This window comes from Marinomonas polaris DSM 16579, from assembly GCF_900129155.1.
GTDB classification, from domain to species: domain Bacteria; phylum Pseudomonadota; class Gammaproteobacteria; order Pseudomonadales; family Marinomonadaceae; genus Marinomonas; species Marinomonas polaris.
Window position 1 is genome coordinate 383,606 of record NZ_FQVF01000003.1, and the last position, 25,128, is coordinate 408,733.

The window sequence follows — 25,128 nt, forward strand, 5'->3', positions numbered from 1 at the left end:
TTGACACGTTATGGCAACTTTTCTCGGAATTAATTTTTTTGCGCTGTTTGGTCAACTCTTGATCGGACTGATTAACGGCTCTTTTTACGCTCTGCTCAGCCTCGGCTTAGCCATCATTTTTGGTCTTTTACGCATCATCAACTTCGCCCAAGGCGCCATGTACATGCTCGGCGCTTTTGTCGCCTTGTTGGGTTTTAAATACATTGGCATGAACTACTGGGTTGCTCTTTTAATCGTGCCAATTGTAGTAGGCGTGATTGGCGTATTAATCCAACGTTTTTTGATACGCCCTATCGCTAATGAAGACCATTTGTACAGTCTGCTGCTGACGTTTGGTCTAGCCCTGATGATACAAGGTTTATTTACCCACTGGTTTGGCTCTTCGGGTCAATCTTATCCCGTACCCGATGCATTAAAAGGCGGGGTTCGCTTGCCATTTATGTATCTGCCTAATTATCGCGCTTGGATCATCGTTGTCTCAGTTCTGGTGTGCTTTTCAACTTGGTGGATGATCGAAAAAACCAAGCTCGGTGTGTATCTGCGAGCTGGCACCGAGAACCCACAATTACTGCAAGCCTTCGGTATTAACGTGCCTCTGATCGTGACGTTAACGTTTGGCTTTGGCGTGGGTCTAGCCGGCTTCGCTGGCGTCATGGCAGCCCCTGTGTATTCCGTTTCACCCGATATGGGGTCAAATATTTTGATCATTGTGTTTGCCATCGTGGTGATTGGTGGAATGGGGTCTATCGGTGGCGCTATTTTGACCGGACTAGGAATGGGCGTCGTAGAAGGCTTGACCAAGTACTTTTACCCAGAAGCGTCAGCTACCGTGATCTTTTTAGTCATGGTGATTGTGCTGTTGATCAAACCCTCTGGTCTATTTGGTAAAAACGCTTAGGAGTACTGTTTATGCGATCTCGTTTAGCTATTTTAGTTTTGTTGGGATTGGCACTTGCCGCTCCCTTGGTTATTTATCCGGTTTTTTTGGCCAAAGTTTTATGTTTTGCCCTTTTTGCCTGTGCGTTTAACTTGCTGTTAGGGTTTGCTGGTTTACTGTCTTTTGGGCATGCGGTTTTCCTTGGCACCGGCGGTTATATTACTGGTTGGTTAATGATCAATAGCGGTTTAACACCAGAAATCGCCATCATCGCGGGCACAGTGGCTGGCGGTTTGCTTGGCGCTGTTTTTGGCAAATTAGCAGTGAAACGTGAAGGCATTTATTTTGCCATGGTGACATTAGCCTTGGCGCAATTGGTGTTTTTCTTATACCTGCAAGCGCCCTTTACCGGCGGTGAAGATGGCCTACAAGGCGTACCACGCGGCAAGGCGTTTGGCCTAATTGACCTAGCAGATAACCAAACCATGTACTACTTCGTATTGGCTATTTTCTTAGCAGGATTCTGGCTAATCCATCGCACTGTGCATTCGCCTTTTGGGCAAATTATGAAAGCCATTCGTGAAAATGAAAGTCGAGCTACGTCACTGGGTTACGACGTAAATCAATACAAGTGGATTGCTTTTATTATTTCGGCGGCGCTGTCCGCGTTAGCCGGTTCAACGAAAACACTTGTATTCGAGTTGGCCTCTTTGACCGATGTGCATTGGCACATGTCAGGGGAAGTCATCTTGATGACGCTGGTTGGCGGCGTCGGAACCATCATCGGGCCATTAGTTGGTGCTGGCGTGGTAGTGAGTATGCAAAATTACCTCAGTGGTGGCGAGTTAGGTAACTACCTACACATCATTATGGGGGCCGTTTTCGTTGTCTGCGTACTCAGCTTTCGCAGCGGCATTGTCGGTCAATTTAATAAATTTCGTCGTAACAACTTTTAAGTTTTGGCTAAGGATTACACACCATGAGCATTCAAATCATTGGCGTTATTGGCGCTGGACAAATGGGACAGGGCATCGCACAAGTCATGGCCTGCGCGGGTTATCAAGTTCAGTTGGTCGATTCTTCTGCCTCTGCGTTAGACAAGGCGGTTGTTAGCATTCGTCACAGCATTGATAAGTTAACAAGCAAAGGCGTTCTCGACGCAGGCAACGACTATCTTGCTTCTATTCAGTGTTCAACAGAGCTTACGTCGCTTGCCTCGGCGGATTTGGTTATTGAAGCCGCGACGGAATCGGAAAAAATAAAAATCGCTATTTTTCAAGAGTTGGCCACGGTTTGCCAGGACTCCACCCTTTTCGCCAGCAACACCTCGTCATTATCGATTACCCGTTTGGCCGCCAGTATACCGAACCCAGAGCGTATGATTGGCATGCACTTTATGAACCCTGTGCCATTGATGGAACTGGTCGAAATCATTGACGGTTTGCAAACAGCCGTCACCACTCGTGATGCCATAATGGAGGTGGCAAAAAACGCTGGAAAAATAGCCATTGCAGTGAAAGACCGCGCAGGCTTTGTGCTGAATCGCATTCTATTACCGATGATCAATGAAGGCATTTTTGTGTTCGAAGAAGGCTGTGCATCAGCGGAGCAAATTGATCAGATTATGGTGCTAGGCGCTGGCCATCCGATTGGCCCATTGGCGCTCGCAGACCTAATAGGCTTGGATACCTGCTTGAGCATCATGGACGTATTACATACCCAATTTGGCGACAGCAAATACCGAGCAGCGCCTCTTTTGCGCCAAATGGTAGATGCTGGGCAATTAGGAAAAAAAGTCGGCCAAGGGTTTTATCAATATGGAAACTAGCATGGCACCAACCTTTGACTGTCTTCTGCTGACGCAACCACAAGATGATGTTTGGCTAATCACCATTGATCGCCCAAAAGCATTAAACGCCTTAAACAAAGCACTGTTAACGTCATTAAGCCAAGCATTTCAATGGCTGGATGCACTGCCGACCACAAAAGTGATCCTGCTCACGGGTAACGGCGATAAAGCCTTTGTGGCGGGAGCTGATGTTGTGGCAATGCAAGCCATGACCGCTTTAGAAGCACGCGATTTTTCGCATTTAGGTATGGCTTTGATGCATCAAATAGAAGCCTGTTCTGCGCCTGTCATCGCCTTAGTAAATGGCTATTGTCTTGGCGGTGGTTGCGAGCTGGCATTGAGCTGCGACTATATTTTGGCCAGTGAAAACGCTGTATTTAGCCAGCCTGAAGTCTCGCTGGGCATTACGCCAGGCTTTGGCGGAACTCAGCGTTTAGCTCGATACATCGGCAAAGGCAACGCCATGCAGTGGATCCTAACGGGTGATCGCATTTCGGCTCAAGACGCGCTCAAACTGACTTTATGTCATCAAGTACTCAGCCCCTCTGAACTGTTAAAAGGCGGTCTAGCGCAAGCTGAGAAAATTGCCAAAAACGCACCTCAAGCAGTGCGTTTTGCAAAACAGCTGATCCATCAAGGCTTAAACCTGTCTCTGCACGACGGCTGTCAGCTTGAAACCGAACGCTTTGCGCTGAGTTTCACTACACAAGATCAAACCGAGGGAATGGCGGCTTTTGCTGAGCGTCGCCCTGCTCGCTTTTCACATCAATAACAACGACATTATGAGGTCAACAATATGAATAATACCGCCCTCGACACACATTTAAATAAAAACGTAGCGAATCACACGGCGCTAACGCCGATCTCTTTTTTAGAGCGCACCGCCACTATTTACCCTGATCGTATTGCCTCAATCAATGGTTCAATTAAACGCACTTGGCATGAAACTTATCAACGCTGTCGTCAGCTTGCCAGCGCACTACAGCGCAAAGGTATTCAAAAAGGCGACACCGTTTCTGTCATTGCGCCAAATATTTCGGAACATTTTGAAATGCATTTTGGCGTCCCCATGGCGGGCGCTATTTTAAATTCCATTAACACTCGGCTCGATGCGCCCACCATTGCGTTTATCTTACAACACGCCAACAGCAAAATCGTTTTTGTGGATCGTGAATTTAGCGCCCTACTAAAAGACGCGTTAGCACTGATGCCACACCAACCCTTGGTAATTGACATTGACGACAGCCAGTGGCTAGGCGGTGAACTAATTGGCACTTCAGACTATGAAGCTTTTTTAACGCAAGGCGACGAATTTTATGAATGCCCTATCCTCGAAGACGAATGGGATTCTATTACGCTCAATTACACGTCTGGCACCACAGGCGATCCAAAAGGCGTGGTGTATCACCACCGCGGCGCGTATTTAAACGCCATCAGTAACGCCATGTCGTGGGGTATGACTCAGCACCCGGTGTACTTGTGGATATTACCGATGTTTCACTGCAATGGTTGGTGTTTCCCTTGGGCGATAGCCGCCATGGCAGGCGTCAGTGTGAGCTTACGCCACGCCAAAGCAGAAGACGTATTTGACATCATCAAAAAAGAGAAAGTCGGCTATCTGTGTGCAGCACCCATTATTCTCAACATGCTCAACGCCGCCGACGACAGCGTCAAATCTGGCATCGAACACTCTGTCAATGTGATGACCGCAGGCGCAGCGCCACCCGCCGCTGTTATTCAGGCGATGGAAAGCATCGGTTTTAACATTACTCATGTGTACGGTTTAACCGAAACTTACGGGCCTTGCGTTTATTGTGCTTGGAAAGGCGAATGGGACGACCACAGCGCGGAGGAAAAAGCACGTCTAAAAGCTCGACAAGGCATCAAAGCGCCGATGCTAGAAGGCTTAATGGTCGCCGACCCAGACAGCTTAGAACCGGTGCCTCAAGACGGTAAGACCCTTGGTGAAATTTTCATGCGCGGCAATCTAGTAATGAAAGGTTACCTAAACAATCCCGCAACTACAGAAAAAGCCTTCGCAGGCGGTTGGTTCCATTCAGGGGATTTGGCCGTTTGGCACAGTGATGGCTACATCGAAATCAAGGATCGCTCAAAAGACATTATTATTTCGGGAGGCGAAAACATCTCCAGCATCGAAATTGAAGACACATTGTACCGCCACCCTATGGTTCAAGAAGCCGCCGTCGTCGCGAAATTAGACGACAAATGGGGCGAAACACCTTGTGCGTTTATCACCTTAAAAGACAGTACGCTTAAAAGTGCAAATAAAGTAAGCGAACAGGAGATTATTCAGTTCTGTCGTGAACATATGGCGCATTTCAAAGCACCAAAATACGTTGTTTTTGGCCCTTTACCCAAAACGTCCACAGGAAAAGTACAGAAGTTCTTACTCAGAGATCAAGCCAATGCGTTGTCCTTGGCAAACGTTAAGTTGGAGAACAACAAATGAACACTAATCACCTAAAGGCCATTGTCGCGATAAAGCGTGTTATCGATTACAACGTCAAAGTACGGGTTAAAGCAGACCTCAGCGATGTGGATTTAAGCAACACCAAAATGTCAATGAACCCCTTTTGCGAAATTGCTGTTGAAGAAGCTGTGCGCCTTAAAGAAGCTGGCATAGTGGACGACATTTTAGTGGTTTCAATAGGTCCTAAAAACTGCCAAGAACAAATCCGCAGCGCACTTGCTTTGGGCGCCGACCGTGGTTTACAGGTGGAGTGTGATGTCTCCGCCAGCCCTCTGGATGTCGCTAGAATTTTGCAAAAAATCCAGCAAGAAGAAGGCGCCGATATTTTTCTACTAGGCAAGCAGTCCATTGACACAGACAACAATCAAACCGGACAAATGCTTGCGGCCTTGCTCGACTGCCCGCAAGCCACCTGCGCGTCTCGTATTCAAATTGAACAAAATAAAGCCATAGTGACTCGCGAAGTTGACGGCGGCTTACTCACCGTTGAGATGCCCTTGCCCGTCGTAATCACCACAGACTTGCGTTTGAATGAGCCGCGTTTTGCGGCTTTACCTAAAATCATGCAAGCCAAGCGTAAACCCCTAGCGGTGAAAACCTTAGCCGATCTCGATATCAAGCTAACCACCGACATCGAGCTGATCTCAGTGAGTAGCCCAGCTCATCGCCAAGCCGGCATTATGCTGAACTCCGTTGACGAGCTGATTTCGACCTTGCGTAGCGATGCCCAAGTACAGATTCCCAAGCACGGTGAGGAAGCCTAAATGAAAACATTAATTATTGCAGAACATAACCAACACGCCTTAAAAGCCGCTACCTTGGTGACCCTAGGAGCAGCGCAACAACTCGGCCAACCGATCGATTTGCTTATTGCAGGCCATGAAATATCCGAACTCAGTCAAGACGCGGCGACCATTGCTGGTATCGACCGTGTTTTGACATGGGATCATGCTATGCTTGCCATCCCGTTTAGTGAAACATTGGCGCCAGTCATTGCAAATTTACGTTCGCAGTACAGCCATATTTTGTTAGCTTCTTCGTCGTTTGGCAAAGACCTCGCACCTAGAATTGCCGCGCTATGTGGTGTTAATGCGCTGTCTGATGTGATCGAAATCATCAGCCCCAACCAATACAAACGTCCGATTTACGCCGGTAACGCCATTGCCACAGTGAAAAATAGCGCTTCTTGCCAGATATTAACAATTCGTACCAGCGCGTTTTCAGCGCCAACCCATGAACCTACCGCGTCGCTTGCTCAAGTTCATGCTTTGTCCGTCGAACTCCCACATTCCCCAGTGCGCTTCGTCAAGCAAACGCTCAGTGAATCCAGTCGTCCTGAATTAAACAGCGCAGAGATCATAGTATCCGGTGGGCGTGCAGTTGGCTCAGAAGCAAACTTCTCCGTGATTTATGATTTAGCGGATAAGCTCGGCGCAGCCGTTGGCGCATCTAGGGCCGCGGTCGACGCAGGCTATATTGCTAACGACTTACAAGTCGGTCAGACCGGTCAAGTAGTGGCACCCTCTTTATACCTAGCGGTTGGCATTTCTGGCGCAATTCAGCATCTGGCCGGCATGAAGGACTCCAAGGTAATTGTGGCCATTAACAATGATCCTGAGGCACCGATTTTTTCTGTGGCCGATTACGGTCTCGTCGCCGACTTATTCGATGCGATTCCCGCAATGACTGCACGTTTGTAGGCTCCAAATATTTTTCACGGAATAACAACCGTTTACTTTTTATCAAGGTGATTTATGAGCGTTTACATCGCACCACAGCAAGATACTATTTTTGTCCTCGATCAATTAGTGGAACTAGACAAACTCGCCGCACAATATGCATTAGACGACGTGTCTCTTGAACTCGCAGAGGTAATCGTACAAGAAGCGGGTAAACTGGCCACCGATGTGCTTTCACCACTTAATACCGCAGGCGATAAACACGGCACGGCTTTGGTCGATAAACAAGTACAGCAAAGCCCTGGCTACAAAGAAGCGTACCAGCAATACGTCGACAATGGCTGGGCAACTCTAACGGGGCCCACCGAATTTGGCGGCCAAGGTTTACCAAATGTGTTGGGGACGGCCATTAACGAGCTTTGGCACTCGGCAAACATGGCGTTTGCACTTTGCCCTATGTTGAGTCAAGGCGCGGTGGAAGCCTTAACTGCACATGGCAGCCCAGAACTGCAAGAACTCTACCTGCATAAACTCATTTCTGGTGAATGGACCGGCACCATGAATTTAACGGAGCCTAATGCCGGCTCTGATCTTGCTGCAATCGCCTGTAAAGCCAAACCAGAAGGCGATCACTATCGTATTCGCGGACAAAAGATCTACATCACCTGGGGTGATCACCAAATGACCAGCAATATCGTGCATTTAGTATTGGCACGCCTACCAGATGCTCCGGCAGGGGTAAAAGGTATTTCTTTGTTTGTGGTGCCGAAATATTTGTTGTCTGACGAAGGAGAACCAACTGAACTCAATGACGCACGCTGTATTTCTCTTGAGCACAAACTAGGCATTCACGCTAGCCCAACGTGCACAATGAGTTTTGGCGATAACGACGGCGCCATTGGCTATTTGATCGGTGAGCCAAACAAGGGGTTGAGCTACATGTTTACTATGATGAACCACGCTCGCCAGTCCGTTGGTTTACAAGGTTTGTCTATCTCTGAACGCGCCTACCAACAAGCACGTCAATTTGCCAAAGATCGAACCCAAGGCACCACCAAGGATGGCCAAAAAATCGCCATTATTGATTATCCCGATGTACGCCGCATGTTGATGGCGATGAAATCAGGTTGCGAAGCCATGCGTGCACTATCACTTTGTGCAGCGGCCGATATAGACAAACACCATCACGGCGACCTTGATGCCAAAGCGCGCGTAGAATTTTACACACCTATCGTAAAAGGCTGGATGACCGAACTGTCCCAAGAACTCACCTCGCTGAACATTCAAATTCACGGTGGCATGGGTTTTGTTGAAGAAACAGGGGCGGCTCAGCACTTTCGTGATGCTCGCATTCTAACTATTTATGAAGGCACTACAGGGATTCAGGCGCTGGATTTAGTCGGTCGAAAAACCCTCAATGACGATGCGAACGCGCTAAAACAGCTGCTGAACGAAGTAAGCAACACTGTATCACAGCTATCAACCAGTACGGATACAACCCTCAATCAAATAACACCACGACTGAACCGAGCTCTACAAAAAGCCACAGCAGTAAAAGACTGGTTGCTAGCACAAGGTAAAGCAGATCGACAGATGGCTGCCAATGTCAGCGTTGATTATTTAATGATGATGGGCTATTTGTGTGGCGGCTGGTTAATGGCAAAAAGTGCCTTACGCGCTGTTGAACTAAGTGGACAAAATAACCTCAACAATGAAGCAAACACTTACAGCGAAGATTTTTTAACGGCCAAACAAGGCACTTCGCACTTTTATGCAGAATACTATTTACCACGTGTGCACCAGCATGCTGACACTGTGTTAAGTGGTTTAAGTAGTACTTTTTCTCTTGATACTGACCAACTTTAAGGAGATAACATGGAACGCGACGTCATGTCATTTGATGTGGTCATTGTGGGCGCGGGAGCAGCGGGATTATCGGCTGCTTGCCGTCTAAAACAATTGGCACAAACACAGCAAACAGAGATCAGCGTTTGCGTGGTAGAAAAAGGCTCCGAAGTAGGCGCTCATATTGTGTCGGGCGCAGTGATTGATCCGAAAGCCCTCAACGAATTGTTTCCAGATTGGCACGAAAGACAAGCACCTTTGACCGTACCTGCGACAGAGGATCAAATACTGTGGCTGCGCAACTCAACTCAACATTGGACCATTCCAACCTGGTTAGCACCCAAAACCATGCATAATACTGGCAACTATATCGCCAGCTTAGGCAACCTATGCCGCTGGTTAGCTGATCAGGCTGAAGATTTGGGTGTGGAGATCTTTCCAGGTTTTCCCGCTGCCGAAGTTATCTATCACGAAAATGGCAGCGTCAGAGGCATTCTAACCGCAGATATGGGGTTAGACGCACAAAATACCCCCAAATCTGGCCACATGCCAGGCATGATATTAGAGGCCAAATTCACCCTTTTTTCCGAGGGTTGCCGTGGCCATCTTGGCAAAGCCTTAATCGAAAAATACGCACTGGATCAGAATAAAGACCCACAACATTACGCCATTGGCATTAAAGAATTATGGGATATTGACCCCGTCAAACATCAGCCTGGTTTGGTGATTCATGGCACGGGGTGGCCACTTCAAGGCGACACTAACGGCGGTTTCTTTCTTTATCACACAGACAATCATCAAATTGCGATGGGGCTCATTGTTGATCTTAACTACAGCAACCCTTGGGTAAGTCCATTTGATGAGTGCCAACAACTAAAGCATCATCCAGTGTTCGCCCAATATTTAGAAGGCGGCAAACGCGTCTCTTATGGCGCTCGCGCTATCGCCAAAGGCGGTTTTAACTCTTTGCCCAAAATGACTTTTCCCGGCGGACTGTTAATTGGTTGTGATGCAGGCACACTGAATGTATCTCGAATCAAGGGCACACATACCGCGATGAAATCGGGTATGCTCGCGGCCGAAGCCATTCTTGACGCTATGCAGAACCAACAAACCGAGGCGATAAGTTTTGAGTCTCACTTTCGCAATAGCTGGCTCTATGATGAACTGTTCCAATCCAAGAATTTCGGCCCCGCGTTACACAAGTTAGGGCCATTTTGGGGCGGTGCCTTTAATACTTTGGAGCAAAACCTTTTTCAGGGCCGTTTTCCTCTTAAGTTACACGACAAAAAAGCCGATCACTTACAGATTAAGCTTGCGGCGCATTGCCTTAAAATAAATTACCCAAAGCCAGATGGTTTACTGAGTTTTGATAAATTATCTTCTGTGTATTTGTCTAATACCAATCACGAAGAAGACCAGCCGTGCCATCTACATTTACATGATAATAAGCAGCCATATCGGGTTAATATTCCACTGCATAACGAGCCCGCCCAGCGTTTCTGCCCTGCCGGTGTTTATGAAGTTATCGAAGAAAGCAGCCAACCTCGGCTGCAAATCAACGCACAAAATTGCTTGCACTGTAAAACCTGTGACATAAAAGACAGCGGCCAAAATATCCAGTGGTTACCACCAGAAGGCGGCGGCGGGCCAAACTACCCCAATATGTAGTATTACACTTTTTGAACACATCAGACGGGGACGATATTATGTCTAAACAGGCTTTTCAAGATTCCTATCCGGCAGAATTCAGCCATTGCTATGGCTGTGGTCGTGATAACCCTCACGGTTTGCAGTTAAAAAGTTATTGGCACTTGTCCGCGGATAAAGAGCACACAATCGCGCATTTTACGCCTAAGCCTTACCATACTGGTGGTGTTCCTGATAACGCCTATGGCGGATTGATTGCTTCGTTACTGGATTGTCACGGTACAGCATCTGCGGCCGCCGCCGCTTATAAAGCACAGGGCCGAGACATGGGCACCGCGCCTATTCTTCGCTTTGTCACAGCGTCGTTGTCAGTTGATTTTTTACGACCCACACCAATGGAAAACAAACTGACGATTCTAGGAGAAGTTATTCAATTGGAAGGTAGAAAAGCCACAGTAAAACTAAGCTTAAGCACCAACGACCAGCTTTGTGCTACGGGCACCATGATAGCGGTAGCGTTGAAATAAAGAGCGAATTCAACGTTCAAGCGCGACACTCTTCTATGCAGCCTGAGTTAGCCTATTAAATACGACTTCAGGCTATTTATACTCCAGATATTTTCTTGGCCTCCACCCAAGCAAATTGAACATTGAGCCAAGATTGGTGAAATTATGAAAGTGTAGTGGCATAGACGAATAGTTTCGTAACTTACAATAGTACTTCGATATTCCGAAAGCTCAGTATGAAGCGGTGGTAAAGCCAGACTGCATGGCTGATGATTTGTGCAGGATAACGATAACCTGCATAGATGTTTGAGTTTTTCATCTGTAGATTATCTCATAATTAGTTGAGCTTCTGACAAGTTGACAGTACTGTATTTGCTATTAGGCTTTCCAAAATATTAAGATGCTCAGCTCGACTAGATTTTACTTTTTCCTTAATAAATAATCTAACTTAATGATTATGTATTAAGGAATAGCATGTATTTTTTCATTATATCTGACTTCTATTTGAGAGTTATTCAGCCATGTTTCGAATTCAATTGGATTAAGTGCCTTGGAAAACAAAAAGCCTTGTACAACGCCGTAGCCTTGCTCTTTTAAAATACTACATTGCTCTTGACTTTCAACGCCCTCAGCCACTACATCTAATTTCAAACTGTGTCCTATATGCAGCACTGCCAAGCTTAAAGCTCGACTGATATCATCTGTTTCAAGTTCAGAAACAAAACTCTTATCCAATTTCAGCTCTTTGAAAGGAATTTTTCTTAAATAACTAAGACTTGAGTATCCTGTTCCAAAATCATCAATTGAAAAGCTAATACCTTTACTATGAATATCTTTTAGAACTTGCATCGTTCTTGGATTTGTATCAAGTAAGACACTTTCTGTTAATTCAAGAGTAAGATCTAGTGCTACTAAGTTATGATATTCCAATTCACTTGTTATTAAATTGCAAAGATCTATGTCATGAAAATTAAGCGGGGATAAATTCACAGATACGGTTGGTATAGCTATACCTTTTTTTCTCCAGACTGCAAGTTGTTGGCATGCCTCTCTCAATAGCCAACGACTAAGATCAGTAATCAATCCACATTCTTCTGCAATTTTTATAAAACGTGTAGGGGGAACTGCACCAAACTTAGGGTGATTCCATCTAGCAAGAGCTTCAACTCCATACAAACTACCAGTACTAATTTTAATTTGAGGCTGATAATTAAGCTCTAATTGGTTATTTGAAATTGCTTTTTGAAGTTCAACTTCGAGCTCTTGCCTTTCTAGTGCTAATTGATTTAATTTATGGCTAAAAAAAGAAAATCGTCCTTTACCCTGTTTTTTTGCTTGATACATCGCCATGTCTGCTCGATGAATTAGAGTGCTGATATCATGACCATCTTCAGGATAAATGCTGATACCGATGCTAGCAGAGGGTATAATTTTATTGCCATCAATCTCTATTGGATGTGAAAATGATAACCTCAAGTCTTCAATAAAATTATTTAGCTCTATCGCGCTTCTATCTAAAACAATTAATAAGAATTCATCTCCTGCTAATCGTCCACAAAGATCTGAATTTATACATTTTTGATTTATTCTAGTAGCAATCTCAATAAGTAATCTGTCACCTACATGGTGACCAAAAGAATCATTAACTAGTTTAAAGCGATCTAAATCTATAAAGAGTACAGCAAGCACACTGTTATTCTGCTCTACATTTCTTATAGCCTGTTGTCCACGAGCATGCAAAACACTTCGATTTGGCAAATTTGTTAAACTGTCATAGTAAGCAAGATGTCTTATGCTTTCACGCTGCTTCTCCCTATCGAAAGCTAAAGAGCATAATGGAGCAAGCACCTTGACTAGTTGACGCTCAAATAATGATGGTGGATTATTATTTTTTGTATAAAAAGCAATAACACCTACAGGTTCGCTTTGATTATCTTTAATAGGAGAGGACCAACAACCTTTATAACCGAAGGGTAAGATAGGTCTCCTAGTATTATTCCATAATGAATCACTATTAACATCAACATCAACATCAGTAACAAGTACTGGCAAACTGCGATATGCCGCAATACCTGAAGATGCAATTTTACTATCCAATGGAATTTTCTGTAAGAACTCCCTGTAATCCCTCGGTAATTTTGGCGAGGATAAAAGTTGAAGGTAATTACCATTAACTAATAAAATTGCAGGAGTAATATCGTCGACTATCCGACTAATTTCGTGGCAGACAGACTCCATAATCATCTCTAGAGGCTCATCCCTAGCAAGAGAGCCAACAATTTTGGAGTGCAATACTTCATGAATTTTTGTTTGAGTAATATCGGATAAGATTGCAACAATGTTAGTGAGCTCTCCAGCTTCATTAAAAACAGGATCAACCATCACAGAACACCAAATTTTTCTCCCACATTTACTCTTAATAAGTTCATCGATCTTGACCTCAACACCGTTTAGCAATGTATGTCTTAAGTCTATAATTCGGTCTTCACTAAAGTGAGGTGCAATAACAGAAATGGGGGTATGCCCCAAAAGATCGTCATTTTCATATCCTAAAAGAGTCGAGAAACCCTCATTAATGTAAACAACTTTCCAAGAAGCGTCGGTAATCAATATTGCGTTACCTGTTTTATCCGTTACTAAGGAGAGCATCTCAACCCGCTTACGTTCAATAACAGAAGATGTTACATCTTGAATAAAAGCGGTATACAAAAAAACACCGTCAACATTCACTTTTGAGATGGACATTGATCCCCATTTTTTAGAACCATCTTTGCAGACGATCTCAACATCTCGGTTTGTACCGACAATTTTATTCTCACCGGAATTTCGATTAGCATCAACATAACTATCATGATTAGGCTTAATGCTATCAGGGACAAGAATTTTTACATTTTTTCCGATAACTTCTTTTCTTTTGTACCCCCACATTTTTTCTGCTGAATAGTTATAAAAGACGATATTATTTTCGGGGTTAATTACAACCACACTATCAATTGCTTGTTCAAGGGTCTCTACAAACAAATCAGATAGCAAATTCTTAGCTGGCATCGAAAAACCCTTCTGAACTATAAATTTAAATAATATAAGTATTCATTAATATATAAAAAAATATTGTTTAATATAAAAACAATACACTAGATCTAAGTAAAAAAAAATGCAATACATGTACATAAACACACATAAATTTACACAAAAACACAATTATAAATATAGATTATATAAGATTGAGATAATTTATCCATATCTCAAAAAAGTTATTATAAATAATTTTTATATGTGTTTTATATATATTTTATAAAATAAATATTTATTAAAAAAATAATATAATGTAGATTATTTAATATATTTTAAATTTCGCGGTCCTAATATGAAAAAATACACAGATAACTCCCGAGAAATTAGTTTTCCAGAAAATGTAAGACTCATTACAACAACTGATTTGAATGGCGATATCACCTATGCAAATGATGCTTTTGTTAATGTTTCTGGCTACACAAGAGATGAGCTAATAGGTCAGCACCACAACATTATTCGACATCCAGATATGCCAAAACAGGCGTTTGTTAATCTTTGGGAAACAATCAAATCTGGAAAATCATGGAGAGGAATGGTCAAAAATAAATGTAAGGACGGTTCATTCTATTGGGTTGATGCCTATGTAACTCCAATTTTTGATCACAGTGGAAAAATGATTGAGTACCAATCCGTCCGTAGCCTGCCATCGGTCGAATCAAAATACAGAGCTGAAGTTGAATACAGAAAATGGAAAACTGGTAAACCACCAATTCGAGCTAAAAAACCGTTACTATCTTGGGAAAAGCGCCTTCTTATTTCAATAGCTTTTCCATTTTTAGTTTTGGCAACTATAGATCTAGCAAATGATGGAGTATTTCAGGCTTGCATAACAATGACTTTTGGTTTGGTTTGTATTATTTTAGCAAAGATATGGCTATCACCGTTCAGAAAGCTAATTAAAGGAAATAATTCGAAATCTGGACATTTACTTTTAACTTATCTATTTACAGGAAGGAATGATGAGTTAGGTAAAATAGATATGATGTTAACTAGTCAACAAGCTGAAATGCGAGCGATTATAGCAAGATTAGATAATAGTTGCTTTTATATAAGGGGAGCTAAAGATCGCTCTGACTCTTGTATTAGCGATGCAAGTTTAGCGGTCTCAGGTCAAAGTGATCATGTCAAAGAAATATCACTAGCAATGAAAAAAATGACTGATAGCCAGCAACAAGTAGCAACTGCTTCGACAGACACTTTAGAGGCTTCAATTGAGTCACAAAACGCGACACTAAAAGGCAAAGATCAATTAAACCAAATGATTACATCAATTAATCAATTGGCTAAGTCTCTTGAACAAACTCATAGAACAATATCCGCATTAGCTGTAAGTAGTGACAACATAGTAAAGGTAATTGATGTAATAACGGCAATAGCCGATCAAACAAATCTTTTAGCATTAAATGCAGCTATTGAGGCAGCTCGAGCAGGAGAAGCTGGTCGTGGTTTTGCCGTCGTTGCTGACGAGGTTAGAAATTTAGCCTTTCGTACCCAAGAGTCAACACGTGATATTCGAGGCATAATATTAAGTTTAGAAAGCGATACCGAAGCTTGCGTTAAATCTATAGGGGATGGTGTGTTAGCATCAGAGCAAACAGTAAAACTAGCAAGAGAAACAGACAAAGCATTTGAATTGGTGTTGAATTCAGTTCAAAACATAAACCTGCTTGCTACTAATGTTGACATGGTAATGTATGAGCAATCGAAAATTAGTGAGCAAACTAGCCAGAAAATGGCTGTAGTTCAGGAAAGCGCAAAATTTGCAGTCGAATCCAACAACACTTTTAATAAACACGGAGCTCAGTTAAGTAGACACTTAGATAGCTTAGACTTATTAACAAGTCACTTCTCGACTAGTTTGAATCGATAATTTTTTGGTAAAACCTTGATTTACATTGAGATAAGTACAGCTAAGGAACACATGATCAAGTCGAGACTAATGCATATAAAATGTGGGCAGTAGTATTGAGTCGTTGGGTGACTTCAGCGACAGAATAACCGCCCTCATTAACCGCTTATCTATTTAAACGTTAGTAGCCTTCTAGTAAACCCTTATAATTCCAGTTTACTCCTGCAAAAATGACGATAGTTGATTAACATGAGATTGTGTCTCATTGATTAATAACCCTATCTGAACAGCGGCTTCATTTGAAGTTTTGGCCAAATTACGCACTTCGTCAGCCACCACTGCAAAACCTCTTCCCGCTTCACCAGCCCTCGCTGCTTCGATCGCAGCATTTAAAGCCAACAAATTCGTTTGATCAGCTACGGCATTTATCGTTGTAACGGTTGTCTGAATCTTGCCAAGAACCGACGACATTGAATGATGAGTTTCACTAACAAGTTTATTTCGAGATGACACATTGCTACCAAAAACAATGTACTTAGAAATATCACCATTCAAATCCGTTATTGACGAAATGACACAATCTAATACCACCTCAGCGCCATTATGATTTAATTTCATCATTACTGCTGTGGCTTCACCTTTTTCAATTTTCTGAATACGTGGTTTATCTAGGTAGTCTTTTAAATTGCCAATCACCAATTGTATTTGAGTGTCATTCTCAATATTCAGCTGCTTTTTCGTGTAATCATTCGCAGAAATAAACTGGCCATTTTGGTTAAATTCCAACACCGCTGAATGACTACTGATGGCATCTCTTTGATTAATTTGCTCCAATACCTGTCGTTTAATTTCACGCACATCAGAGCTAACTCCAACAAAGCCAGTGTGTTCACCAGATTTGTTAAAAATAGGATTCACCGACAAAACGATCCAGTAAGGCACGCCACTCTTATCAAAATTCAATATTTCTTCGTAAAAAGGCTGTCGTGCTTTTAAGTTTTTCGAAATCCGCTTAATGGTTTCTTTGTCCGTCTGCTCCCTTTGCAATAGAAAACTTGGCTTCTTCCCCTTCACTTCTTCCAAGGTATATCCTGATAAAGTTTCAAAGCCTGGATTGACGTATTCGACAAAACCATTTTTATCTGTGATCAATACACTTGTACTAGTATTACTGACCACCTGAGAAAGCAATTTGAGCTGTTTGTTATTGGTATTATCAGATCGTTTAGATAGAACAAAGGCGCTTAATTTTCCTTTTTCTGAAGCAAGAAGGTGATGATGAACATGAACATAAACGTCTTGCTTTTCAGATAAACAAAGTAAGCCGTCCTCGCTGTTAGAAGCCGTATTAAGAACTTCCAATAGTTGAGTGTCTTTATGGTCTAAATACAGAGAATCACTATTTATTGAATCAAAGTTAGCTGTAACAAGCTTGTTATTCAGATCAAAAACCGCATACGAATCCTGACCTAAACCTATTAATTTTTGCCAGTTTAGCTCAGCCAAAATCGGCTCAGAGACCGGTTCGAAAACATAAAGCACACAAGACTCAAGGTGCTTAATCGTAAAAGGGGTTGTTTGCAACTTAAAATGCAACCCTTTATCGCCTTTGATGTAATCACTACTTTTGTCGTGATGCTTCAACAAAAAAGTAAGGGCTTGATTATCATCGGATTTGTTAAACCTTTGGCTTAACGAACCATAAGCCTGATTGCTGGCAATAACTCTCTGTTCTCTATCAACAATGACTGCAGCGTCTTTATGAGTGATAACTACTTGCTCTGCCATTATTTTTGTATTTTTTGAACTAAACCACATAAAATTCCACTATTTCACTGTTTTAATTAAGAATTTTTCAAATATTGATACGCTTGAAAACATGTTTTGGATCACAAAAAGGCATTGTCAACTTATCGGATTGAGCTAATTAAATTCGACCAAATACTCCTTAACTTAAATTTTGGACGCAACTAACCCTACCCCACTCTACAAAGGATCGTTCATGAAAAGCTCTATAATGGATAGCTTTGAGTAGACGAAGAGTTTCGTAACCTACAATAATACTTCGAAATGCAAGTCATTCTTCGATATCCCGAAAGCTCAGTGTGGAACGGTGGTAAAGCTAGACTGTATGGCTGATGATTTGGCAGGATAACGACAACCTGCATAGATGTTTGAGTTTTCCATCTCAAGATTACCGCATAATTGTTAGAGATTCTGTTAAGTTGACAGTATCGCTCGATGGGGATTTTGAGCATGGTATTAACACGACTCAATACCATAGCGTTGCCAAAGTAAGTAAGCCTACAGCTACTCGCCACTTGGCTACTTTAGTTCAACAAGGGTGCTTGATTAGATCTAAATCTGATGGACGTAGTACCCAGTATTTGCTCGTTCAGTAAAAACTGAGCTTATCAAAATGAGGGTGCTGTCTGGTCAGTTAAAACTAATACAAGTTATGAGCCACTCAGACCCTAGCAGTAAAAATTCCTCCCTAAGTTCTTACTGGGTCAGGCTCGAAAGAATAAAGCAAAAACGCCGAGCTACTAGCTCGGCGTTTTCCTTTTAGCTTGATAACTTATCGCTTAAATCCAACAACCAAATCTTTAAGTTGATTTGCTACATTATCTAATTCTTGCACAGCCTCTCCTGCTTCAATGGATTTCCCAGTACAATCTGTAGACAATGAAGATATGTTAATGATCTGCCTATTAACTTCATCAGAAACTAAAGCCTGTTCTTCAACTGCAGCTGCCATTTGTACCGACATATCAACAATTAAGTTCATATCATCAGCAAAGCTATTCAGCATTGTTTCTGTCTCACTTACATTAATTAAACCATTCTCTGCGGAAGAGCTACATTGCGCAGCAATAGCAACAGAATTAGAAACAGAGTCTCTAAAATGAGTAATTATCGAGTAGATTTTCTTGGTCGACTCTTGTGTGCGTTGTGCCAATTGCCTCACTTCATCGGCAACAACCGCAAAACCACGACCATGCTCTCCTGCGCGGGCCGCTTCAATCGCCGCATTAAGCGCCAGCAGGTTTGTTTGCTCTGCAATTTGCTCAATAATACCGGCAGCATCAGCAATATTCGTTGTCTGAGATTCAAGTTCTTTTATTGAATTCGTAATATCTTCAACACTGCCGTTTAAAGAAGCTATTGAGTGCTTAGATCGACTGGATAACTCGACACCTTTAGTAACCTTCTCCCGTGCAACAGTGGCATTTGTTGCGGTCTCTTGCACATGTTTAGATACTTCAAAAATGGCCGTGCTCATTTCATTCATTGCTGCTGCAACTTGCTCTGTTTCACTGGACTGTTTATCCATATAAAACTTCGTATTATTCGTCGCATCTAATCCTACTTTTGACTCTCTACTCAATTCATTTGCTGAGTTTTCAATACGACTTAGCACTGTATTTAAATGAGATAACTCACTCAGAATACTGACTTTAATACGTCCTATTGAAGAGACATCATCAGTGTATGTAGCAACGGCCACAGGATGGCTAAATGATTCTTTAAGTAAATCGTCTATAGATGATAATGATTTCTTGAATGAGTAATTTTGATAACTAAAAAAAACTAAAACATTTAGTAAGATTGCAGAGAGTAGTAATGCGCTATTATCTTCAAAAACAAAAAAACTAGAAATCAAGCAAGTTAAAAAAACCATCAAACTATAAACCCCTTGAGGGATTTTCAATTTCGATTTTTTATTAGCATTAAGTCTTGAGTAATACTCATCTGCTCTAATCACATCCTCAGGTTTAGGCGTAACACGCACACTTTCAAATCCAACTACTTTACCAGACACCGTTATCGGTGTTACATAAGCATTCACCCAATAATGATCACCATTTTTACATCTATTCTTTACTAATCCCATCCATGGCTTACCAGACTTCAGATACTCCCACATTATAGAAAATGCTTGAGGAGGCATATCTGGATGACGAACAATATTATGCGACGAGCCAACAAGCTCACTCCGATCAAACCCACTTATTGCAACGAACTCATCGTTACAATAAGTTATTATGCCTTTTAAGTCTGTAGAGGTAACAAGCGTTGTTCCTGCAGGAAGGATAACCTCTCGATTGGTAACTGGAAGATTTTTTTTCATTTTTTAGTCGCTCAAATTTGATATATCGGTGGGCTTACCAAAATAATAACCTTGAAAAAAATCACATTTCATTTCTTTCAATATCACCACCTGTTGATTACTTTCCACTCCCTCCGCTACCACTTTCATTCCATTAAGATGCGCAATTTTTATAATAGATTCGACCATACCATCACCTCGATATGCGCCTAAAGCATCTATAAAAAGCTTATCGATTTTCAAATAGTTAATGTTAAATGATGTAAGATAACTCAGTGATGAATAGCCCTTACCAAAATCATCTAAGGAAAAGCTAACACCTTTATTTCGCAACAAATCAATATTGGACCGTGCATTACCACTGTCATCAATTAGAGAATCTTCTGTAATTTCAATATCAATGAAATTCAAATCAATATCGAATGCTTTAGCACTCTCTTCTATTAATCCAACGATAAAACATGAATTAATAGAAATAGATGACATATTTATAGAAATTGACATTTTTTGTAACAGTGGATTTTCTGAAATAGCTTTAAAAGCTTTGATGATAATTTTCTTATCAACCAACTCCATTAAAACTAAATTATTAACGGCACTAATTATCTCAACTGGTGAGACCCATCCTATTACCTTACTATTCCATCTCATTAACGCTTCATAACCATAGACAGAAAAATCTTCAGATTTTATCTTAGGTTGAAAATACAAAACAACTTCATCATCCATAAATTTTATAACATTACTTTCAATGTATTTTATTCTATTAATACTATCCTCGACTGAAGCATCGTAATACGAAAAAACAACATTATTATTAATGGCATATCTAAGTGAGAAATCAGTTCTCCTCAAAATTTCATCAATATTTTTACCTACACCATTATCATGATAATCACAAAATCCAACTATGAATTTTTTATTCACAATAAAATCAATTGAAAGAGCTAAGTCCGATATATTTTTTACAATTTCATTAAAGAGACTAGGGATTGGAAGATATGTCTTTTTCACGCAACTTAAAAATGAATAGTCACTAATTTGAATGGTGTAATCCACACATTCCACACTCTCGATCAAATTGAAAATGGTATAAATTGACTTCGTCAGAAAGTCTCGATCAAATATTTTTTTATTCACTTCAACCATTTCAAATCGAGCACGAAAAAAATAATAATCGTCTAAATTAACCCCCTTACTTTCTAATAAAAACCTTAGATAATTAACATTAGGAAGCTCGGTAATAGGATCATACATCTTAGCTTTTAAAAGTGATTCACTGATTTTTTCAGATTCTGTACGATCAATACCTACAATCTGAATCCTATCATTAGATGCAAGTTTAAAATTCCAATCTATCACATGACTTTTTCCATCAATTTCAATAGACGACTTGGAAATAGAATAAAAACCATCTTGCAAAGTTTTTTGGATGATATGCTCAAATTTGTAGTTTTCAAAACAATCTATAATAAATTTATTTGAATCGAAGAATCCGCTTTCAGAAAATAAGACATTTGACTTTATCACTAATCCATTTTTATCGATGGACGCTATATATAAGCCTTCATAATTAGATAAGTTATCATAGTTTTCCATTGTCTCATTCAGATCATTTTTGACTGAATAATAAGGCGTCATATCATGGCAAATACCTATATATTTCAAATTACCACTTTCATCTTCAGCCTTACCAACCGACAAATGCATCTTAAACTCTTGGCCATCACTCTTCTTTCCAACAACTTCACGACCGATTCCTATAATTTTGGCATTACTCGTCTTTCTATAGTTCTCAAGATAACCATCATGCTCCATTGCTATCTTTTTCGGCATGAGAATAGATATATTTTTCCCTACAACGATATTTTCTGCATAGCCAAACAGTTTTTCAGCTGAAGGTGAAAATGCCTCAATTATACCCATATTATTAATGACAATAATGGCATCAACTGCTGATTTGAAAATTGAGTCGTAAAAATTACTCAAAACCTTATCCTTTTAAACAGTATTAAAAAATAAAACCACATTTAAAATAAAAATATGACATATGAAAAAAGACATTAATCAATATAATTTACAATGCTATTAATAATCAGCACAGAAAAAGATTGAGAAAAACTTATTTTTTTAAAAAATAATATAAAGTTCATTTTCTCGAATTATATGATTTCAATAAAGTATAGGTGGGGTATATGGAGAATCTATAAAAAATGCAACATATAAAACGGACACTAAAGTAGTTTTATCGAGAGATCTAAAATCCATACTAGATAGATAATTACTTGCAAAGCTAAATACACTACAACAATTACCATCAAGACATTTATCATCACAATCACAAAAGTCAGACCCTAGATGACCATCCACTTTGGACCCTAGATGACCATCCACTTTGGACCCTAGATGACCATCCACTTTAGAAATGCTGGATATATTTTCAACAGACGAGAAACTATAAAAAATATTTATAGGTTTTTTTACGGATGCACTAATTAATAAAGAAATTAAAAAAAGTATAGTAATGATCAGACGCCTCTCGGCAGTAACACTAAAACCATTAGACATACATAAATTCATAAGAAGAACATTTATTTATTGATCAGTATAAATATATTCTATAGTAAATAATTGCAGAAAAACAGTATTACCTGGATTTTGTATAATTCACTATAAACCTACCATTAAAGCTAATTGTAAAATAGAAGATAATAGTATATGGACATAGGTTATTTATGGGATTAATTTTTTTACTATGTAGCGGATGGTTGACTTTAAATAACAAAAAACTACTTGCCAATATCAATATTCCATACAATCAAAGAGAGATTAATAAGGTTTTTAAGAAACTGCTTAGGAAACATACGATCAAGTTGAGCCAACGACCCTCGTTTTCTTCAAACCACCAAACACAACAGACAACCCAGTTGTTTTACCCCTTACTGGTCACTCAATTCGGTAATTTAGTCTCATTGATTAATCTTTGAACGGATTAACCCCTTGCAGCTCGTATCCTCTGATCAACCCGAGACACGTTGGCAAGAGCAAACAAACGCATAGAAGTAACCTCATGCAAGGCATCTTCCATCGTTGGGTCACTCATGCTGTACCAATGTTGCATGCAGTCAATACGAAACATAGTAGACAGTGGATATCCCATTGCCAGCTTGGGGATAAAACGGCTCAACAACCACTTCTAGTTGAAACTAAGACATCAACTCATTCATGCGAGAAAGAAAAAATTTCCTTACGTATTGTTTTACGGTTATTGTTGTTGAATCCGCTGTCAGCAAAAGTGAGTTAGTCTGACATGGTTGAGACTCGAAGACTGAAAACGCGATTTTCCCATGAGAGGAACTTATTCAAATGTTCCGCAACAAGTCACATTACATTGGCAGAAACGCCATAAGGATTTTCGAGTTTAAAAACATCTAGTAAAATCTGAGACATCCAGAGCCTGAATGGTCTTGTATACTCGCCTATAAAGCAGGTTAGTAAGCCCCTATTAAATTAGCTAACTAACCTGTTGGATTTTCGTTTATCAATACTGTTGATAAACTGTCATCGTTCCTTGTTGGCTAAACTGAATCACATTAAAATCTTTGTATTGCTGACCTTTTTCAGCCATGCCAGGAGAATACCTTGGCATTCTAGGCACAGCCAACCCTGATACATTTTCAGGTTTCTCAAGTATTAAACGTGCCACATCTTGTTCTGGCACATGCCCTTCAATTAAGTAACCGTCGATTACAGCGGTGTGACACGATTGTAGTTGCATGGGCATACCCACATCTTTTTTTAAAGAGGACCAGTCTTCTGTGTGATGATAATTAACGGTATATCCCTCTGCCTTCATTAGCTCCCCCCATTTAACACAACAACCACATGTCGGAGACTTGTAGAGATCTATTATAGGTTGTGCAAACACGCTTGCACTGACTAACGTTAAGATTGAAGTTGCAATGCTTTTATTTATTACCTTCATATATTCACCTCTTTCAAAATTAGCTATTTACTATTAATTTGGCTATCTGATAATTTTACCGCCCGCAGCCTTAAAGCATTTAGTATGACACTCACCGAGGACAACGACATAGCTACAGCGGCAAAAATAGGCGATAAGAGAATACCTGTAAACGGATAAAGTACTCCTGCAGCAATCGGTACTCCTGCCATGTTATAAATGAATGCAAAGAACAGGTTCTGCCGAATATTACGCATGGTTGCCAGGGATAATCGCCGTGCCTCCACGATGCCCATCAGATCGCCACGTAATAGAGTAATACCCGCACTTTCGATAGCCACGTCGGTTCCTGTCCCCATGGCAATACCTACATCTGCGGTTGCCAAGGCTGGCGCATCATTAACACCATCACCAGCCATAACAACAACACGACCCTCATTTTTAAGCTGTTGAATAACATTGCCTTTATCTTCCGGCAATACTTCTGCCTTCACTTCATCAATGTGGAGTTTTCGAGCTACAGCTTCGGCAGAGGTACGATTATCTCCGGTCAGCATCACCACACGAATCCCTTCATTCTGCAGAGCGGCTATTGCCGCTTTAGTGGTGTCCTTGATCGGGTCTGCAATCGCCAGCAAACCACAAACCTTTCCATCAACTGCGGCAAAAATTACTGTTGCACCGTCCTCTCGAAGTTGATTGGCTTCTTCCTCAAAGGCGGATGTATCAACATTTTCTGACTGCATTAACAATCGATTACCAAGCAGAACCCTTTTTCCATCGACTTCACCAGTAACGCCTTTGCCGTTTGGAGAGTCGAAATCTATGGCGTCTGGTAATGTTAGGTTCATTGTTTTAGCTTTATCCAAAATAGCATGTGCCAAAGGGTGCTCGCTGCCCTTTTCAAGGCTACCGGAATAACGCATCAAGTCCTCATCGCTGAAACCGTTTGCCAAGACCAGTTTTGTCACCTGAGGCTTACCTTCGGTCAAGGTCCCGGTTTTATCCACTACCACTGTGTCTACTTTTTCCATCCGCTCCAACGCTTCAGCATCTCGGATCAAGACACCGATCTGAGCGCCACGACCAACACCGACCATGATCGACATAGGAGTCGCCAGACCCAAGGCACAGGGACAAGCAATAATCAGCACACTCACAGCTGCGATCAGACCAAAGGCCATGGGTGGCGTTGGACCGACGATAGACCAGACTCCGAATGCAATGATAGA

17 protein-coding genes and 1 pseudogene are annotated in these 25,128 nt (G+C 41.2%); 11 read left to right on the forward strand and 7 right to left on the reverse strand.

Translation table 11 applies throughout. The annotated features are described in order from the left end of the window. Nucleotides 1-10: 10 nt before the first annotated feature. The 10 genes from BUA59_RS03785 to BUA59_RS03830 are packed head-to-tail and all read left to right on the forward strand — an operon-like array spanning nt 11 to nt 10,918. The gene (locus tag BUA59_RS03785; RefSeq protein WP_072838384.1) at nt 11-898 is read left to right on the forward strand and encodes a branched-chain amino acid ABC transporter permease; all 888 of its coding nucleotides are present in this window, start codon (nt 11-13) and stop codon (nt 896-898) included. A gap of 11 nt (nt 899-909) precedes the next feature. Further along, nucleotides 910-1,833: a branched-chain amino acid ABC transporter permease gene (locus BUA59_RS03790; RefSeq protein WP_072838385.1), complete on the forward strand. Its 924-nt coding sequence runs from the start codon at nt 910-912 to the stop codon at nt 1,831-1,833. Nucleotides 1,834-1,856: 23 nt separating this feature from the next. Further along, a complete protein-coding gene (locus tag BUA59_RS03795) occupies nt 1,857-2,705 on the forward strand; it encodes a 3-hydroxyacyl-CoA dehydrogenase NAD-binding domain-containing protein (RefSeq protein WP_072838386.1) in 849 nt (282 codons plus the stop codon). Nucleotide 2,706: 1 nt separating this feature from the next. Then, nucleotides 2,707-3,498 carry an enoyl-CoA hydratase/isomerase family protein gene (locus BUA59_RS03800; protein ID WP_072838387.1) on the forward strand — a complete coding sequence of 264 codons (792 nt, stop codon included), beginning with the start codon at nt 2,707-2,709 and terminating at the stop codon, nt 3,496-3,498. A gap of 24 nt (nt 3,499-3,522) precedes the next feature. Then, complete coding sequence (locus BUA59_RS03805) at nt 3,523-5,196, forward strand: acyl-CoA synthetase (RefSeq protein WP_072838388.1); 1,674 nt, start codon at nt 3,523-3,525, stop codon at nt 5,194-5,196. Beyond that, nucleotides 5,193-5,981 (forward strand): electron transfer flavoprotein subunit beta/FixA family protein, encoded by a 789-nt coding sequence (locus tag BUA59_RS03810; RefSeq protein WP_072838389.1) that lies wholly within the window; start codon nt 5,193-5,195, stop codon nt 5,979-5,981. Before BUA59_RS03805 ends, BUA59_RS03810 begins: the two co-directional genes overlap by 4 nt. Next, a complete protein-coding gene (locus BUA59_RS03815; protein ID WP_072838390.1) occupies nt 5,982-6,917 on the forward strand; it encodes an electron transfer flavoprotein subunit alpha/FixB family protein in 936 nt (311 codons plus the stop codon). A 54-nt stretch (nt 6,918-6,971) separates the two neighbouring features. Next, nucleotides 6,972-8,762 (forward strand): acyl-CoA dehydrogenase family protein, encoded by a 1,791-nt coding sequence (locus BUA59_RS03820; protein ID WP_072838391.1) that lies wholly within the window; start codon nt 6,972-6,974, stop codon nt 8,760-8,762. A gap of 9 nt (nt 8,763-8,771) precedes the next feature. Next, entirely contained in the window at nt 8,772-10,412 is a 1,641-nt protein-coding gene (locus tag BUA59_RS03825; protein WP_072838392.1) for an electron transfer flavoprotein-ubiquinone oxidoreductase, read from the forward strand. 38 nt (nt 10,413-10,450) lie between these two features. Then, the gene (locus tag BUA59_RS03830; protein WP_072838393.1) at nt 10,451-10,918 is read left to right on the forward strand and encodes a PaaI family thioesterase; all 468 of its coding nucleotides are present in this window, start codon (nt 10,451-10,453) and stop codon (nt 10,916-10,918) included. Between the two features lie 441 nt (nt 10,919-11,359). Here BUA59_RS03830 and BUA59_RS03840 read toward each other — a convergent pair whose 3' ends face one another. Next, nucleotides 11,360-13,945 carry an EAL domain-containing protein gene (locus tag BUA59_RS03840; protein ID WP_072838395.1) on the reverse strand — a complete coding sequence of 862 codons (2,586 nt, stop codon included), beginning with the start codon at nt 13,943-13,945 and terminating at the stop codon, nt 11,360-11,362. Nucleotides 13,946-14,264: 319 nt separating this feature from the next. Between BUA59_RS03840 and BUA59_RS03845 the strand changes: the two genes are divergently transcribed. Further along, on the forward strand, nt 14,265-15,842 hold the full coding sequence (locus tag BUA59_RS03845; RefSeq protein WP_072838396.1) for a methyl-accepting chemotaxis protein: 1,578 nt from the start codon (nt 14,265-14,267) through the stop codon (nt 15,840-15,842). A 195-nt stretch (nt 15,843-16,037) separates the two neighbouring features. Here BUA59_RS03845 and BUA59_RS24255 read toward each other — a convergent pair whose 3' ends face one another. The 6 genes and pseudogenes from BUA59_RS24255 to BUA59_RS03875 all read right to left on the reverse strand — a co-directional run. Then, nucleotides 16,038-17,639 carry a methyl-accepting chemotaxis protein gene (locus BUA59_RS24255; RefSeq protein WP_072838397.1) on the reverse strand — a complete coding sequence of 534 codons (1,602 nt, stop codon included), beginning with the start codon at nt 17,637-17,639 and terminating at the stop codon, nt 16,038-16,040. A gap of 760 nt (nt 17,640-18,399) precedes the next feature. After that, nucleotides 18,400-19,953 (reverse strand): methyl-accepting chemotaxis protein, encoded by a 1,554-nt coding sequence (locus BUA59_RS03855; protein WP_072838398.1) that lies wholly within the window; start codon nt 19,951-19,953, stop codon nt 18,400-18,402. A 3-nt stretch (nt 19,954-19,956) separates the two neighbouring features. Continuing rightward, nucleotides 19,957-21,921, reverse strand: a complete 1,965-nt coding sequence (locus BUA59_RS03860; protein WP_072838399.1) for an EAL domain-containing protein — start codon at nt 21,919-21,921, stop codon at nt 19,957-19,959. Nucleotides 21,922-22,975: 1,054 nt separating this feature from the next. Further along, nucleotides 22,976-23,187, reverse strand: a pseudogene (locus BUA59_RS23565) (transposase); the annotation flags it as partial. A 286-nt stretch (nt 23,188-23,473) separates the two neighbouring features. Continuing rightward, entirely contained in the window at nt 23,474-23,788 is a 315-nt protein-coding gene (locus tag BUA59_RS03870; RefSeq protein ID WP_205114019.1) for a DUF411 domain-containing protein, read from the reverse strand. 152 nt (nt 23,789-23,940) lie between these two features. Next, on the reverse strand, nt 23,941-25,128 hold a 1,188-nt coding region (locus tag BUA59_RS03875), incomplete at its 5' end, for a heavy metal translocating P-type ATPase (protein ID WP_139248830.1).

Coding starts and splice junctions, on each gene's coding strand:
- BUA59_RS03785 (WP_072838384.1), top strand. CDS start 11: ATGGCAACTTTTCTCGGAATTAATTTTTTTGCGCTGTTTGGTCAACTC.
- BUA59_RS03790 (WP_072838385.1), top strand. CDS start 910: ATGCGATCTCGTTTAGCTATTTTAGTTTTGTTGGGATTGGCACTTGCC.
- BUA59_RS03795 (WP_072838386.1), top strand. CDS start 1,857: ATGAGCATTCAAATCATTGGCGTTATTGGCGCTGGACAAATGGGACAG.
- BUA59_RS03800 (WP_072838387.1), top strand. CDS start 2,707: ATGGCACCAACCTTTGACTGTCTTCTGCTGACGCAACCACAAGATGAT.
- BUA59_RS03805 (WP_072838388.1), top strand. CDS start 3,523: ATGAATAATACCGCCCTCGACACACATTTAAATAAAAACGTAGCGAAT.
- BUA59_RS03810 (WP_072838389.1), top strand. CDS start 5,193: ATGAACACTAATCACCTAAAGGCCATTGTCGCGATAAAGCGTGTTATC.
- BUA59_RS03815 (WP_072838390.1), top strand. CDS start 5,982: ATGAAAACATTAATTATTGCAGAACATAACCAACACGCCTTAAAAGCC.
- BUA59_RS03820 (WP_072838391.1), top strand. CDS start 6,972: ATGAGCGTTTACATCGCACCACAGCAAGATACTATTTTTGTCCTCGAT.
- BUA59_RS03825 (WP_072838392.1), top strand. CDS start 8,772: ATGGAACGCGACGTCATGTCATTTGATGTGGTCATTGTGGGCGCGGGA.
- BUA59_RS03830 (WP_072838393.1), top strand. CDS start 10,451: ATGTCTAAACAGGCTTTTCAAGATTCCTATCCGGCAGAATTCAGCCAT.
- BUA59_RS03840 (WP_072838395.1), bottom strand. CDS start 13,945: ATGCCAGCTAAGAATTTGCTATCTGATTTGTTTGTAGAGACCCTTGAA.
- BUA59_RS03845 (WP_072838396.1), top strand. CDS start 14,265: ATGAAAAAATACACAGATAACTCCCGAGAAATTAGTTTTCCAGAAAAT.
- BUA59_RS24255 (WP_072838397.1), bottom strand. CDS start 17,639: ATGTGGTTTAGTTCAAAAAATACAAAAATAATGGCAGAGCAAGTAGTT.
- BUA59_RS03855 (WP_072838398.1), bottom strand. CDS start 19,953: ATGAAAAAAAATCTTCCAGTTACCAATCGAGAGGTTATCCTTCCTGCA.
- BUA59_RS03870 (WP_205114019.1), bottom strand. CDS start 23,788: ATGAAGGCAGAGGGATATACCGTTAATTATCATCACACAGAAGACTGG.